The 13,096-nt window shown below is 72.2% G+C and carries 12 protein-coding genes; 8 read left to right on the forward strand and 4 right to left on the reverse strand.

What is annotated here, in order from left to right; genetic code table 11:
* The first annotated feature begins 4 nt into the window (after positions 1–4).
* Genes FHS37_RS00720 through FHS37_RS00730 form a run of 3 tightly spaced genes read left to right on the forward strand, consistent with a single transcriptional unit; the run spans position 5 to position 2,785 of the window.
* Positions 5–928 carry an ABC transporter ATP-binding protein gene (locus tag FHS37_RS00720; protein WP_184817007.1) on the forward strand — a complete coding sequence of 308 codons (924 nt, stop codon included), beginning with the start codon at positions 5–7 and terminating at the stop codon, positions 926–928.
* Positions 925–1,695 carry an ABC transporter permease gene (locus FHS37_RS00725; RefSeq protein ID WP_184817008.1) on the forward strand — a complete coding sequence of 257 codons (771 nt, stop codon included), beginning with the start codon at positions 925–927 and terminating at the stop codon, positions 1,693–1,695. Before FHS37_RS00720 ends, FHS37_RS00725 begins: the two co-directional genes overlap by 4 nt.
* Before the next feature lie 58 nt (positions 1,696–1,753).
* Complete coding sequence (locus FHS37_RS00730; RefSeq protein WP_375372287.1) at positions 1,754–2,785, forward strand: COX15/CtaA family protein; 1,032 nt, start codon at positions 1,754–1,756, stop codon at positions 2,783–2,785.
* On the opposite strand, the gene FHS37_RS00735 is transcribed toward FHS37_RS00730, so the two are convergent.
* The 4 genes from FHS37_RS00735 to FHS37_RS00750 all read right to left on the reverse strand — a co-directional run bounded on the left by FHS37_RS00735 (position 2,740) and on the right by FHS37_RS00750 (position 6,025).
* The gene (locus FHS37_RS00735) at positions 2,740–3,477 is read right to left on the reverse strand and encodes a nucleotidyltransferase domain-containing protein (RefSeq protein ID WP_184817010.1); all 738 of its coding nucleotides are present in this window, start codon (positions 3,475–3,477) and stop codon (positions 2,740–2,742) included. The two genes, FHS37_RS00730 and FHS37_RS00735, sit on opposite strands and share 46 nt — an antisense overlap.
* An 18-nt stretch (positions 3,478–3,495) precedes the next feature.
* Positions 3,496–4,602: an amidohydrolase family protein gene (locus tag FHS37_RS00740; protein WP_184817011.1), complete on the reverse strand. Its 1,107-nt coding sequence runs from the start codon at positions 4,600–4,602 to the stop codon at positions 3,496–3,498.
* Between the two features lie 79 nt (positions 4,603–4,681).
* Positions 4,682–5,014, reverse strand: a complete 333-nt coding sequence (locus FHS37_RS00745) for a hypothetical protein (protein WP_184817012.1) — start codon at positions 5,012–5,014, stop codon at positions 4,682–4,684.
* Between the two features lie 93 nt (positions 5,015–5,107).
* Entirely contained in the window at positions 5,108–6,025 is a 918-nt protein-coding gene (locus tag FHS37_RS00750; protein WP_184817013.1) for a heme o synthase, read from the reverse strand.
* A 374-nt stretch (positions 6,026–6,399) separates the two neighbouring features.
* Between FHS37_RS00750 and tkt the strand changes: the two genes are divergently transcribed.
* Genes tkt through pgl form a run of 5 tightly spaced genes read left to right on the forward strand, consistent with a single transcriptional unit; the run spans position 6,400 to position 13,044 of the window.
* Positions 6,400–8,487: a transketolase gene (gene tkt, locus FHS37_RS00755; RefSeq protein ID WP_184817014.1), complete on the forward strand. Its 2,088-nt coding sequence runs from the start codon at positions 6,400–6,402 to the stop codon at positions 8,485–8,487.
* A gap of 34 nt (positions 8,488–8,521) precedes the next feature.
* Positions 8,522–9,640, forward strand: a complete 1,119-nt coding sequence (gene tal / locus FHS37_RS00760; protein ID WP_184817015.1) for a transaldolase — start codon at positions 8,522–8,524, stop codon at positions 9,638–9,640.
* Positions 9,641–9,644: 4 nt separating this feature from the next.
* Complete coding sequence (zwf, locus tag FHS37_RS00765) at positions 9,645–11,168, forward strand: glucose-6-phosphate dehydrogenase (RefSeq protein WP_184817016.1); 1,524 nt, start codon at positions 9,645–9,647, stop codon at positions 11,166–11,168.
* On the forward strand, positions 11,165–12,262 hold the full coding sequence (gene opcA / locus FHS37_RS00770) for a glucose-6-phosphate dehydrogenase assembly protein OpcA (protein ID WP_184817017.1): 1,098 nt from the start codon (positions 11,165–11,167) through the stop codon (positions 12,260–12,262). Before zwf ends, opcA begins: the two co-directional genes overlap by 4 nt.
* The gene (gene pgl / locus FHS37_RS00775) at positions 12,259–13,044 is read left to right on the forward strand and encodes a 6-phosphogluconolactonase (protein ID WP_184817018.1); all 786 of its coding nucleotides are present in this window, start codon (positions 12,259–12,261) and stop codon (positions 13,042–13,044) included. Before opcA ends, pgl begins: the two co-directional genes overlap by 4 nt.
* The last annotated feature ends 52 nt before the right edge of the window (positions 13,045–13,096 follow it).

Consider the following 13,096-nt stretch of genomic DNA (forward strand, 5'->3'; position numbering starts at 1 on the left):
ACCCATGCGAAGTGAGCCCGTGGTCCAGGTCCAGGCCCTGGTGAAGCGGTACGGAACGAAGACCGCGGTGGACGGCCTCGACCTGGTGGCCCGGCAGGGCGTGACCGCCGTGCTCGGTCCCAACGGGGCGGGCAAGACGACCACGGTCGAGACCTGCGAGGGGTACCGGCGGCCGGACTCCGGCACGGTGCGCGTCCTGGGCCTCGACCCGGTGCGGGACTCGGCGGCGCTGCGGCCCCGCGTCGGCGTGATGCTCCAGTCCGGCGGCGTCTACTCGGGCGCACGGGCGGACGAGATGCTCCGGCACGTGGCGAGGCTGCACGCGCATCCGCTGGACGTGGACGCGCTGATCGAGCGGCTCGGGCTCGGCTCCTGCGGCCGCACGGCGTACCGGCGGCTCTCCGGCGGCCAGCAGCAGCGGCTCGCGCTGGCGATGGCCGTGGTCGGACGTCCCGAGCTGGTGTTCCTGGACGAGCCGACGGCCGGTCTCGACCCGCAGGCCCGCCGCGCCACCTGGGACCTCGTGCGGGACCTGCGCGCCGACGGCGTCTCCGTGATCCTCACCACCCACTACATGGACGAGGCCGAACAGCTCGCCGACGACGTCGCGATCATCGACGCCGGCCGGGTCATCGCCCAGGGCTCCCCCGAGGAGCTGTGCAGGGGCGGCGCCGAGAACACGCTCCGCTTCACCGGCCGTCCCGGTCTGGACGTGGCCTCGCTGCTCAAGGCCCTGCCCGCCGACTCCTCCGCCGACGAACCGGTGCCGGGCTCGTACCGGGTCGTCGGCAAGGTGGACCCGCAGCTGCTCGCCACGGTCACCTCCTGGTGCGCCCAGCACGGGGTGATGCCGGACCGGATCTCGGTGGAGCGGCACACCCTCGAAGACGTCTTCCTGGAGCTGACCGGCAAGGAGCTGCGCTCGTGACGACCACCGGCACCTACTCACCGAAGCCGGGTGCGGCACCGCTCCCCCGCATGATCGCCGCGCAGGCCGTGCTCGAGACGAAGATGCTGCTGCGCAACGGCGAGCAGCTGCTGCTGACGGTGGTCATCCCCACGCTGCTGCTGGTGCTCTTCAGCACCGTGGACGTCGTGGACACCGGCGAGGGCGAGACGGTGGACTTCCTCGCCCCGGGCGTCCTGGCGCTCGCCGTGATGTCGACGGCGTTCACCGGGCAGGCCATCGCGACCGGCTTCGAGCGCCGGTACGGGGTGCTGAAGCGGCTGGCCTCGTCCCCGCTGCCGCGCTGGGGACTGATGACCGCGAAGACGCTGTCCGTGCTGGTCACCGAGGTCCTCCAGGTGGCCCTGGTCACGGTGATCGCCCTCGTGCTCGGCTGGTCGCCGCAGGGCGACCCGTTCACGGTGTTCCTGCTGCTGGTGCTGGGCACGGCCGCCTTCTCCGGGCTCGGCCTGCTGATGGCGGGCACCCTGAAGGCCGAGGCGACGCTCGCCGCCGCCAACCTGGTGTTCCTGCTGCTGCTCGTCGGCGGCGGAGTGGTCGTGCCGCTGGACAGGTTCCCGGACGCGGCCCGGGACGTGCTCGGCCTGCTGCCGATCTCCGCGCTGTCGGAGGGACTGCGGGACGTGCTCCGGCACGGGGCCGGGGTGCCGTGGGACGACCTCGGGATCCTCGCCGTCTGGGCGGTCGCGGGTCTCGCCGCGGCCGGGAAGCTCTTCCGCTGGGAATGAGCACCGGGAAAGCACCGTGAGCGACCCTCGTGAAAGCATGCACAAGCGGCGTCCTACGATGGGACGCGTGCCAAACGTGACCCGCGCCGACGCCCAGGCGGCCGTGCGCAACCCCCTCGCCTTCATCGCCGCACGCTGGACCCCGGCCCCCCGGACGGTCCGGCGGGCGGCCCTCGCCGCGCTCGTCATGTCGGTGGTCATCGTGGTCACCGGCGGTGCCGTACGGCTGACCGGCTCGGGCCTGGGCTGCCCGACCTGGCCCAAGTGCACCGAGGACTCGCTCACCACGACCAGCGAGATGGGCCTGCACGGCGTCATCGAGTTCGGCAACCGCCTGCTGACCTACGTGCTGTGCGCCGCCGTCGGCTGGGCGATCATCGCCGCGCGCTCCCAGAAGCCGTACCGGCGTGACCTCACCCGGCTGGGCTGGGCCCAGTTCTGGATCGTGATGAGCAACGCCGTCCTCGGCGGCATCGTCGTGCTCGTCGGCCTCAACCCGTACACCGTGGCGGCCCACTTCGTGGCGACCGCGGCGCTCATCGCCGTGGCCACCGTGATGTGGCACCGCACCCGGGAGGGCGACGCCGCACCGCGCCCCCTGGCCGGCAGGGCCGTCCGGCAGTTGGTGTGGGTGCTGACCGCCGTCTCCGTGCTGCTCATCCTGGTCGGCACGGTGGTCACCGGCGCCGGCCCGCACGCGGGCGACTCCAGCGAGGTCCCGCGGATGCCGGTCGACTGGGAGACGGTCAGCAAGGTGCACGCCGTGCTGGCGTGGATCGTGGTGACGCTGACCTTCGCCCTGTGGTTCGTCCTCAAGGCGGTCGACGCCCCCGAGGGCCCGCTGAACCGCACCCGCGAGCTGTTCCTGATCCTGCTCGCGCAGGGGGCGATCGGTTACGTGCAGTACTTCACGGACCTCCCCGAGGTCCTGGTCGGCCTGCACATGTTCGGCTCGAGCGTGATGTGGATCTGGGTGATCCGGGTCCTGCTGTCGCTGCGCGAGCGGCCGGAGGCGGACGTGCCCGGCCCGGCGGCGCCCGCGGCTCAGCCGTCCCGCGCGACGAGCGCGTCGATCGCCGCTCCCAGGTAGTCCCGGGTCAGCCGGGCCCGGCGTGCGGTCCACCCCTCGGCCGGCGGCGCGGGATCGCCGTAGCGCCTGCTCCTGACGTCCTCGACGACCTCGACGGGCGCGCCGAGGCCGGGCAGTGCCTCCAGGGCCTCCCGCTTGGAGATCAGCCGGCCCTCGCGCAGGGTGACGGTGGCGCGCGCGAAGGTCAGCAGGCCCAGGTCGACCCACACGTCCCGCTCCCACAGAGCGGCCCGGTCCACCGCCGGCCGCCAGAAGTCGCGCTGGTCGCGCACCACGAACGCGGCGAGTTCGCCGTCCGGCACCGGCGGCAGCACGTCCGCGGGCGGCGCCCCGTGCAGGACGCGCCCGAAGGTGTGCAGCTCGCTCCGGGTGACCGGGGTGACCGGCCGTGCGAACAGCCGCTCGTGCGCCCAGGTGAGGTGGCGCCGCTCGGCGCCCGCCGCGGTGTCCGGCGTCAGGTAGGTGCAGTGCAGCCGGTCGGCGAGCGGCTCGGCCCGCAGCCGGGCGTGCAGCAGCGCCACCCGCCACACCGTCCGGGCCGTGATCGGGTGGTCCAGGACCGCGATCAGGTCCAGGTCGCTGCGGCCCTCCCGGTAGTCGCCGCCGGCCAGTGAGCCGTGCGCCCAGACGGCGACGGGGGCGAGCGGTGCGAGGCCGGTGAGGAAGCGGTCGAGCAGGGTGTCGGTCGGCATACGACCGGTCTTCCCGCCTCACCCCAGCCCGTACACCCTGCCCGCGTTCCCCGCGGCGATCATTCCGCCCACCCGCTGCGCGTCCGCCGGTGCCCACGCGCCCTCCGCCACCCAGGTGCCGAGCACCCGGCCGAGCGCCTCGCGGAACAGCCGGGCCCCGACGACGTGCAGCTCGGGCAGACCCCGGGCGCCGGTGGAGAAGAGGATCTTGCCGAAGGGAGCGAGTTCCAGGAGCTCCGCGAGGACGGTCGCCGCACGGGCGCCGGTGCGTACGAGCGCGGCGCCGGAGTCGGCGTAGACGTGCGGGAAGACGCCCGCGAGGTGGGCGGCGTGGCGGTGGTACGGGTAGCCGTGCAGCAGCACGAGGTCGGTGCCGAGGCCGGCGGTGGCCCGGACGAAGTCGGTCAGCAGCACGGGGTCGGCGCGGTCGACGCGGGCGCCCGGTGCGCCGAGCCCCGCGTGCAGCTGCAGGGGGCGGCCCGAGGCGACCGCGATCCACAGCAGGTGGCGCAGCAGCACCGGGTCGCTCAGCTCGTCCCCGACCCGACGGGCGGCCAGCCAGCGCCCGGCCGCGCCGCGCACCTCCCCCGGCCCGGGCGGTGCGGGGGCGAGGGCCAGCCCGTGCCGCAGGCCGGCGACGGAGGCGAAGGCGACGGCGTGCGCGGCGGCGCCGTGCACGGACTCGGCGAGGTTGGCGAGGAAGGACTCGACGGTGCCGGAGGTGTCGGCGACCTGTTCGGCCAGTTGCTCCAGGCGGACGATCTCGTGGGCGTCGGCGCCGGCGGACGCGGCCAGCTCGGCCGGACCGGTGAGGTCGCCGGGCAGGCCCGTGTCGACCAGGTAGGTGGTGATGCCGCTGCCGCGCAGCAGCCGGCGCCCCGCCTCGACGGCGCCCAGTTCGCGGCGCCGGGCGAGGTACCGCGCGGGCGGGCAGTACGGCTCCAGGCCGAGCAGGGGCGGGCACCAGCGGCGTACGGCGAACCCGGTCTGGGTGTCGAAGAGGGTGGTGCCCGGGGCGGGCGGGCCCTCGGTGCGGACCAGCTGGGCCTCGAAGGTGCCGAGGCCCAGCTCCGTGCGCAGTACGCCGTGGCAGTACTGGTCCACGAGGGACGGCGGGTCGATCATCCGGGGCTCCCCGTGTGGACGCTGTGCTGCCTACAGGTCCTAACGGGTGAACCGGTGAGTAGGTGTTGCGGTCGGCCGGTCAGTCGTTGGACGGGCCGCCCACCTGGATGCCCGCCATGCGGCTCCACTCGTACGGGCCGGTCCTGACCTTGGCCGCGAACTCGCCGTCGAAGTCCTCGTGGACGGTGATGCCCGCCTTCTCGACCGCCTTCTCGGCGATCGCGTAGGAGGGCGCCACCAGGTCGCCCCAGTCGCCGTCCCCGCCGACGAGCACGATCCGGGCGCCGCGCTGGCCGAGGTACGCGACCTGTCCCTCGGCGCCGCCGTGCGCCTCGGCGAAGCTGCTGATCTGCTGGGCGAGCCGGGCCGCCTTCTGCTCGGCCTTCGGGTCCACCTGCTGCGTGTCTGCCATGACCAGGATGCTACCGACGGGTAGATCGAACGGCGACGGGCGGGGTCCGTGGCCTTGGCCACTGGACCCCGCCCGTCGGACGTCTCGGGGTGGTTACCGCAGGAAGGGGTCCACCGCGACCGCCACGAAGAGCAGCGACACATAGGTGATGGACCAGTGGAACAGGCGCATCTCCTTGAGCTTGGCGCCGGTCACCTCGGCCTTCGCCCGGTTCCGCAGCGCGTGCGCCTCCCACAGCCACCAGCCGCCCGCGGCCAGCGCGACCACCGTGTAGAACCAGCCGGTGTAGCCGAGCGGGGTCAGCAGCAGCGAGACCGCGACCATCACCCAGCTGTAGATCACGATCTGCTTGGCGACCGCCTTGTTGCCGGCGATGACCGGCAGCATCGGCACGCCCACGCGCGCGTAGTCGTCCTTCACCTTCATCGACAGCGGCCAGTAGTGCGGCGGCGTCCAGAAGAAGATGACCAGGAAGAGGATGACCGGGGCCCACGCCAGCGAGTTCGTCACCGCCGTCCAGCCGATCAGCACCGGCATGCAGCCCGCGATGCCGCCCCACACGATGTTCTGCGCCGTGCGCCGCTTGAGGATCATCGTGTAGACGACGACGTAGAAGAGGAGCGCGCCGAGGGCGAGCCAGGCCGACAGCCAGTTGACGGTGAGGCCGAACAGCAGCGTCGACACGACCGCCAGGGTGATGCCGAAGGCCAGGCACTCGCGCGGGCTGACCATGCCGGTCACCAGCGGGCGCTGCGAGGTGCGGTCCATCAGCGCGTCGATGTCGCGGTCGATGTACATGTTGAGCGCGTTGGCGCCGCCCGCGGACAGGTAGCCGCCGACGCAGGTCAGCAGCACCAGCCCCAGGTCGGGCACACCCTGCTGCGCCAGGAACATCACCGGGACGGTGGTGATGAGCAGCAGCTCGATGATCCGCGGCTTGGTGAGAGCCACGAACGCCATGACACGCGCCCCGAACGGCCGATGGGCCGGGCTCTGGCTCGTCCCGAGCATTCCCGCTGGACGGGATTCAACGGCCGTCACGCACACCCCTACAGAGATCCCAGCGAGCCTCCGCGTGTGGGACGGCGGTAAGGGCTCGCGCGTACCACGCCACTCTAGACGTTGCCCAGACCCGGACATTCGCGGGGGTCGGGTCGTGTTGGGCGCCCCCCTCCGAGGTGCGCCCGGGAGCTCGATTGAGCACCCGGATGAGCGGCTCCGTATTCATCTGCCGAATGCGTGAACGACCCAGTCAGGAGGCGGATCCACGGGAGTTCCCACAGTCTGGAATGACTCGAAAGAACGCACGTCCCACGGGGGTAGGCTCGACCCCGCCGGCGGGTAGTCGCCGGCATCCGACATGTGGAGAGGAGCCCTGACTCAGGGTGAGCACCAAGCCGACCACCACAGACCTCGAGTGGACCGAGTTGGACCAGCGGGCCGTCGACACCGCCCGCGTCCTGGCCGCCGATGCCGTACAGAAGGTCGGCAACGGCCATCCTGGTACGGCGATGAGCCTGGCGCCCGCCGCCTACACCCTCTTCCAGAAGGTGATGCGGCACGACCCGTCGGACGCCGACTGGGTCGGGCGCGACCGCTTCGTGCTGTCCGCCGGTCACTCGTCCCTGACCCTCTACACCCAGCTGTACCTGGCCGGCTTCGGCCTGGAGCTGGACGACCTGAAGTCCTTCCGCACCTGGGGCTCGAAGACGCCGGGCCACCCGGAGTACGGGCACACCCGGGGCGTGGAGACGACGACCGGCCCCCTGGGCCAGGGTGTCGCCAACGCCGTCGGCATGGCGATGGCCGCCCGCTACGAGCGCGGCCTGTTCGACCCGGAGGCCGCCCCCGGCACCTCCCCGTTCGACCACTTCGTCTACTGCATCGCCGGTGACGGCTGCCTGCAGGAGGGCATCTCCGCCGAGGCGTCCTCGCTGGCCGGCCACCAGAAGCTCGGCAACCTGGTCCTGCTGTGGGACGACAACCACATCTCGATCGAGGGCGACACCGAGACGGCCGTGTCCGAGGACGTCGTCAAGCGGTACGAGGCCTACGGCTGGCACGTGCAGCGGGTGGCCCCGAAGCCGGACGGCGACCTGGACCCGAACGCGATCTACGACGCGATCCAGGAGGCGAAGAAGGTCACGGACAGGCCGTCCTTCATCGCCATGCGGTCGATCATCGCCTGGCCGGCCCCGAACGCGCAGAACACCGAGGCCGCCCACGGCTCGGCGCTGGGCGACGAGGAGGTGGCGGCCACCAAGCGCGTCCTGGGCTTCGACCCGGAGCAGACGTTCGAGGTGTCCGACGAGGTCATCGGCCACACCCGCAAGGCGCTGGAGCGGGGCAGGCAGGCCCGGGCCGAGTGGGAGAAGTCGTTCCAGGAGTGGCGGGACGCCAACCCGGAGCGCGCGGCCGAGTACGACCGCATCGCCGCCGGTGAGCTGCCCAAGGGCTGGGAGGAGAAGATCCCGGTCTTCGAGCCGGGCAAGGGCGTCGCCACCCGTGCCGCCTCCGGCAAGGTGCTCCAGGCGCTCGGCGCGGTGATCCCGGAGCTGTGGGGCGGCTCGGCCGACCTGGCCGGTTCCAACAACACGACGATCGACAAGGCCTCGTCGTTCCTCCCGGCGGACAACCCGCTGCCCGAGGCCGACCCGTACGGCCGCACGATCCACTTCGGCATCCGCGAGCACGCCATGGCCGCGGAGATGAACGGCATCGCGCTGCACGGCAACACCCGGATCTACGGCGGCACCTTCCTGGTGTTCTCCGACTACATGCGCAACGCGGTGCGGCTGTCGGCGCTGATGCACCTGCCGGTGACGTACGTGTGGACGCACGACTCCATCGGTCTGGGCGAGGACGGCCCGACCCACCAGCCGGTCGAGCACCTGGCCTCGCTGCGCGCGATCCCGGGCCTGAACGTCGTCCGTCCGGCGGACGCGAACGAGACCGCGATCGCCTGGCGCGAGGTCCTCAAGCGCTGGACCAAGGAGTTCGGCAAGGGCACCCCGCACGGTCTGGCCCTCACCCGTCAGGGCGTGCCGACGTACGAGCCGAACGAGGACGCGGCCAAGGGCGGCTACGTCATGTTCGAGGCCGACGGCGGTGCGCCGGAGGTCATCCTGATCGCGACCGGTTCCGAGGTGCACGTCGCCGTCGAGGCGCGCGAGCGGCTCCAGGCGGACGGTGTGCCGACGCGCGTGGTGTCCATGCCGTCGGTCGAGTGGTTCGAGGAGCAGGACCAGGGGTACCGGGACAGCGTCCTGCCGCCCTCCGTGAGGGCCCGCGTGGCCGTCGAGGCGGGGATCGGCCTCACCTGGCACAAGTACGTCGGTGACGCCGGTCGCATCGTCTCCCTGGAGCACTTCGGGGCCTCCGCCGACGGCAAGGTGCTGTTCGAGGAGTTCGGCTTCACCGCCGAGAACGTGGCCGCCGTCGCGCGGGAATCGATCGCCGCGGCCCGGCGCTGACGCTCACACACGACACGTAGGAGATGGAATTTCCATGACAGACGCACTCAAGCGCCTTTCCGAGGAAGGCGTCGCGATCTGGCTGGACGACCTGTCGCGCAAGCGGATCACGTCCGGCAACCTCGCCGAGCTGATCGACCAGCAGCACGTCGTGGGCGTCACCACCAACCCGACGATCTTCCAGAAGGCGATCTCCGAGGGCGACGGCTACGACCAGCAGCTCACCGACCTCGCCGCCCGCAAGGTCACCGTCGAAGAGGCCATCCGCATGATCACCACGGCGGACGTCCGCGACGCCGCCGACATCCTGCGCCCGGTCTTCGACGCCACCGACGGCCGGGACGGCCGGGTCTCGATCGAGGTCGACCCGCGTCTGGCGCACGACACCCGCGCGACGGTCGCCGAGGCCAAGCAGCTGGCCTGGCTGGTGGACCGGCCCAACACGCTCATCAAGATCCCGGCGACCGAGGCCGGCATCCCGGCGATCGCCGAGACCATCGGCCTGGGCATCAGCGTCAACGTGACGCTGATCTTCTCCCTGGAGCGCTACCGCAAGGTCATGGACGCGTTCCTGACCGGTCTGGAGAAGGCCAAGGAGCGCGGCCTGGACCTGTCGAAGATCCACTCCGTGGCGTCGTTCTTCGTGTCCCGCGTGGACACCGAGATCGACAAGCGGATCGACGCGCTCGGCACCGACGAGGCCAAGGCGCTGCGCGGCAAGGCCGCCGTCGCCAACGCGCGCCTCGCCTACCAGGCGTACGAGGAGGTCTTCTCCTCGGACCGCTGGAACGCGCTGGAGCGCGAGGGCGCCAACAAGCAGCGTCCGCTGTGGGCGTCCACCGGTGTGAAGGACAAGGCGTACCAGGACACCATGTACGTCACCGACCTGGTCGCGCCCAACACGGTGAACACCATGCCGGAGGCCACCCTGCTGGCCACCGAGGACCACGGCGAGATCACCGGCAACACCGTCGCCGGGACCTACGAGCAGGCCCGCGCCGACCTCGACGCGGTGGAGCGGCTCGGCATCAAGTACGACGACGTGGTGCAGCTCCTGGAGGACGAGGGCGTCGAGAAGTTCGAGGCGTCCTGGAACGACCTCCTGAAGTCGACCGAGGCGGAGCTGCGGCGCCTCGCCCCTTCGGAGGGCTGACGCGTTGTCCAGCAGCAATCCGCTGCGTGACCCGGCGGACCGACGGCTCCCGCGCATCGCGGGGCCGTCGGGCCTGGTCATCTTCGGTGTGACGGGCGACCTGTCCCGCAAGAAGCTGATGCCGGCCGTGTACGACCTCGCCAACCGGGGGCTGCTGCCGCCGGGCTTCTCGCTGGTCGGCTTCGCCCGCCGCGAGTGGGCGAACGAGGACTTCGCCCAGGAGGTCCACGACGCGGTCAAGGAGCACGCCCGCACCCCCTTCCGCGAGGAGGTCTGGCAGCAGCTCATCCAGGGCATGCGGTTCGTGCAGGGCACCTTCGACGACGACGGGTCCTTCGAGCGGCTGCGCGCCACGATCGAGGAGCTGGACAAGGCGCAGGGCACGGGCGGCAACTTCGCCTTCTACCTGTCGGTGCCGCCGCGTTCCTTCCCGGTGGTCATCCAGCAGCTGAAGAAGCACGGACTGGCCGACCAGAAGGACGGCTCCTGGCGCCGCGCGGTCATCGAGAAGCCGTTCGGGCACGACCTGAGGTCGGCCGAGGAGCTGAACGCGATCGTCCACGAGGTGTTCGCCCCGGACCAGGTCTTCCGGATCGACCACTACCTGGGCAAGGAGACCGTCCAGAACATCCTGGCGCTGCGCTTCGCCAACCAGATGTTCGAACCGATCTGGAACCGGTCCTTCGTCGACCACGTGCAGATCACCATGGCCGAGGACATCGGCATCGGCGGCCGGGCCGGCTACTACGACGGCATCGGCGCCGCCCGCGACGTCATCCAGAACCACCTCCTGCAGCTGCTCGCGCTGACCGCGATGGAGGAGCCCGCCTCCTTCGACGCGGACGCGCTGGCCGCGGAGAAGACCAAGGTGCTCGGCGCCGTCCGGCTGCCGAAGGACCTGGGCCGGGACACCGTGCGCGGGCAGTACACGGCCGGCTGGCAGGGCGGCGCGAAGGTCATCGGCTACCTGGAGGAGGAGGGCATCGACGCCTCCTCGAGGACCGACACCTACGCGGCGATCAAGCTGGGCATCGACAACCGCCGCTGGGCGGGCGTCCCCTTCTACCTGCGCACCGGCAAGCGGCTGGGCCGGCGGGTCACCGAGATCGCGGTGGTCTTCCAGCGGGCGCCGCACTCCCCCTTCGACTCCACCGCCACCGAGGAACTGGGCTCCAACGCCATCGTGATCCGCGTCCAGCCGGACGAGGGCGTCACGGTGCGGTTCGGCTCCAAGGTGCCGGGCACGTCGATGGAGATCCGGGACGTGTCGATGGACTTCGCCTACGGCGAGTCGTTCACCGAGTCCAGCCCGGAGGCGTACGAGCGGCTGATCCTCGACGTCCTGCTCGGCGACTCCAACCTCTTCCCGCGCACGGAGGAGGTCGAGCTGTCCTGGAAGATCCTCGACCCGATCGAGGAGTACTGGGACGGCAACGGCAAGCCGGCCCAGTACCCGGCCGGTACGTGGGGACCCGTCGAGGCGGACGAAATGCTCGAGCGAGACGGACGGAGCTGGCGCCGGCCATGAAGATAGACCTCACGGACACCACGGCCAGCAAGATCAACAAGGCACTGGTGCAGGGCCGCCGCGCCATCGGCACCCCGGCCGTCGGCATGGTGCTCACGCTGGTCATCGTGACGGACGAGGAGAACGCCTACGACGCGCTGAAGGCGGCGAACGACGCCTCGCACGAGCACCCCTCGCGCACGCTCGTGGTCATCAGGCGCGTCTCCCGCTCGCCCCGCGACCGCACCCAGTCCCGCCTCGACGCCGAAGTGCGGGTGGGCGCGGACGCGGGCACCGGCGAGACGGTGGTGCTGCGGCTGTACGGCGAGGTCGTCGACCACGCCCAGTCGGTGGTGCTGCCGCTGCTGCTGCCGGACGCCCCGGTGGTGGTCTGGTGGCCGGTCAACGCCCCGCTGGACCCGGCGAAGGACCCGCTGGGCGCGCTGGCCCAGCGCCGGGTGACCGACACCTACGCCTGCGAGGACCCGGTCCGGGAGCTCACGGCCCGCGCCGACGCCTACACCCCGGGCGACACGGACCTGTCCTGGACCCGCATCACGCCGTGGCGTTCGATGCTGGCCGCGGCCCTGGACCAGGTCGCCTGCGAGGTGGTCGGCGTCGAGGTGGAGGGCGAGGAGTTCAACCCGAGCTGCGAGCTGCTGGCGATGTGGCTCGCGGACCGGCTGGACGTCCCCGTGCGGCGCTCGCTGTCGGCCGGGCCGGGGCTCACGGCGGTCCGCCTGGACACCGACTGCGGCCCGATCGTGCTGGACCGGGCCGACGGTTCGCTGGCGACGCTGTCCATCCAGGGGCAGCCGAAGCGTGCGGTGGCGCTCAAGCGCCGGGACACGGCGGAGCTGATCGCGGAGGAGCTGCGGCGCCTGGACCCGGACGACACGTACGCGTCGGCGCTGCGGTACGGCGTGGAGCGGCTGAAGCCGTCGGAGGAGGCGTCCGGCGAACCGTCGGGTGAGCGGCCGGACGGGTCGGGTGAGCGGCCGGCCAAAGGGGAGCCGGAGCGCGAAGCGGTCCCCGCGCCCGTCGAGTCGGTCGCGAAGGGTCCCGCGGACCGGGCGACGGCGCAGGCGCCGGTGAAGAGGGCGGCGGCGAAGTGACCACGACACCGCAGCTCGTCGTGCACCGCGACAAGGAGCTGATGGCCCAGGCCGCGGCGGCCCGGCTGATCACGCGGATCGTGGACGCCCAGGCGTCGCGGGGCTCGGCCTCCGTCGTCCTGACCGGTGGCCGCAACGGCAACGGCCTGCTGGCCGCGCTGGCGGCGGCCCCGGCCCGGGACGCGATCGACTGGGGCCGGCTCGACCTGTGGTGGGGCGACGAGCGGTTCCTGCCGGAGGGCGACCCGGAGCGCAACGTCACCCAGGCCCGCGAGGCGCTGCTCGACGCGGTGCCGCTGGACCCGGAGCGCGTGCACGCCATGCCCGCGTCCGACGGACCGCACGGCGCCGACGCGGACGCGGCGGCCGCCGCCTACGCGGAGGAACTGGCCCGTGCCGCGGGTCCGGAGAACCACGGCCCCGTCCCGGCGTTCGACGTCCTGATGCTGGGCGTCGGCCCGGACACGCACGTGGCCTCCCTCTTCCCGGAGCTCCCGGCCGTCCGGGAGACGGAGCGCACGGTGGTCGGCGTGCACGGCGCGCCCAAACCCCCGCCGACCCGGGTGACCCTCACCCTCCCGGCGATCCGCGCGGCCCGCGAGGTGTGGCTGCTGGCCGCCGGCGAGGACAAGGCCGAGGCGGCGGCGATCGCCCTGTCGGGCGCGGGCGAGATCCAGGCCCCGGCGGCGGGCGCGTACGGCCGTGCCCGCACCCTGTGGCTGCTGGACGCGGCGGCGGCGTCGCAGCTGCCGCGGGCGCTGTATCCGCCGGCGTCGCCGTAGCGCACCCACCGCACGCACGGACCCCCGACTCGTCAGGAGGCGGGGGTCCGTG

Origin of the sequence: Streptomyces griseomycini (genome assembly GCF_014203535.1) — a bacterium.
Lineage (GTDB): Bacteria > Actinomycetota > Actinomycetes > Streptomycetales > Streptomycetaceae > Streptomyces > Streptomyces griseomycini.

What these genes read in the sequence shown, in the direction of transcription:
- FHS37_RS00720 (WP_184817007.1), top strand. Translation starts at nt 5, where the DNA reads ATGCGAAGTGAGCCCGTGGTCCAGGTCCAGGCCCTGGTGAAGCGGTAC.
- FHS37_RS00730 (WP_375372287.1), top strand. Translation starts at nt 1,754, where the DNA reads ATGGGACGCGTGCCAAACGTGACCCGCGCCGACGCCCAGGCGGCCGTG.
- FHS37_RS00735 (WP_184817010.1), bottom strand. Translation starts at nt 3,477, where the DNA reads ATGCCGACCGACACCCTGCTCGACCGCTTCCTCACCGGCCTCGCACCG.
- FHS37_RS00740 (WP_184817011.1), bottom strand. Translation starts at nt 4,602, where the DNA reads ATGATCGACCCGCCGTCCCTCGTGGACCAGTACTGCCACGGCGTACTG.
- FHS37_RS00745 (WP_184817012.1), bottom strand. Translation starts at nt 5,014, where the DNA reads ATGGCAGACACGCAGCAGGTGGACCCGAAGGCCGAGCAGAAGGCGGCC.
- FHS37_RS00750 (WP_184817013.1), bottom strand. Translation starts at nt 6,025, where the DNA reads ATGCTCGGGACGAGCCAGAGCCCGGCCCATCGGCCGTTCGGGGCGCGT.
- tal (WP_184817015.1), top strand. Translation starts at nt 8,522, where the DNA reads ATGACAGACGCACTCAAGCGCCTTTCCGAGGAAGGCGTCGCGATCTGG.
- opcA (WP_184817017.1), top strand. Translation starts at nt 11,165, where the DNA reads ATGAAGATAGACCTCACGGACACCACGGCCAGCAAGATCAACAAGGCA.